The organism is Providencia sp. Me31A, from assembly GCF_050487165.1.
GTDB lineage: Bacteria > Pseudomonadota > Gammaproteobacteria > Enterobacterales > Enterobacteriaceae > Providencia.
This window is the reverse complement of the sequence record NZ_JBKQGZ010000077.1, coordinates 1-659: the sequence shown is the minus strand read 5'-3', so window position 1 is coordinate 659 and position 659 is coordinate 1. Positions and strand designations below refer to the sequence as shown.

General features: G+C 50.8%; 1 rRNA gene. It reads left to right on the top strand.

The features are described from left to right. A 23S ribosomal RNA gene (locus tag ACLPIE_RS22540) occupies nucleotides 1-659 on the top strand; the annotation flags it as partial.

The following is a 659-nucleotide window of genomic DNA, read 5'->3' as shown; positions in this document are numbered from 1 at the left end:
GTGACTGCGTACCTTTTGTATAATGGGTCAGCGACTTATATTCTGTAGCAAGGTTAACCGTATAGGGGAGCCGTAGGGAAACCGAGTCTTAACTGGGCGAATAAGTTGCAGGGTATAGACCCGAAACCCGGTGATCTAGCCATGGGCAGGTTGAAGGTTGGGTAACACTAACTGGAGGACCGAACCGACTAATGTTGAAAAATTAGCGGATGACTTGTGGCTGGGGGTGAAAGGCCAATCAAACCGGGAGATAGCTGGTTCTCCCCGAAAGCTATTTAGGTAGCGCCTCGTGAACTCATCTTCGGGGGTAGAGCACTGTTTCGACTAGGGGGTCATCCCGACTTACCAACTCGATGCAAACTACGAATACCGAAGAATGTTATCACGGGAGACACACGGCGGGTGCTAACGTTCGTCGTGAAGAGGGAAACAACCCAGACCGCCAGCTAAGGTCCCAAAGTCATAGTTAAGTGGGAAACGAAGTGGGAAGGCTCAGACAGCCAGGATGTTGGCTTAGAAGCAGCCATCATTTAAAGAAAGCGTAATAGCTCACTGGTCGAGTCGGCCTGCGCGGAAGATGTAACGGGGCTAAACTATGCACCGAAGCTGCGGCAGCGATATGTAAATATTGTTGGGTAGGGGAGCGTTCTGTAAGCCTG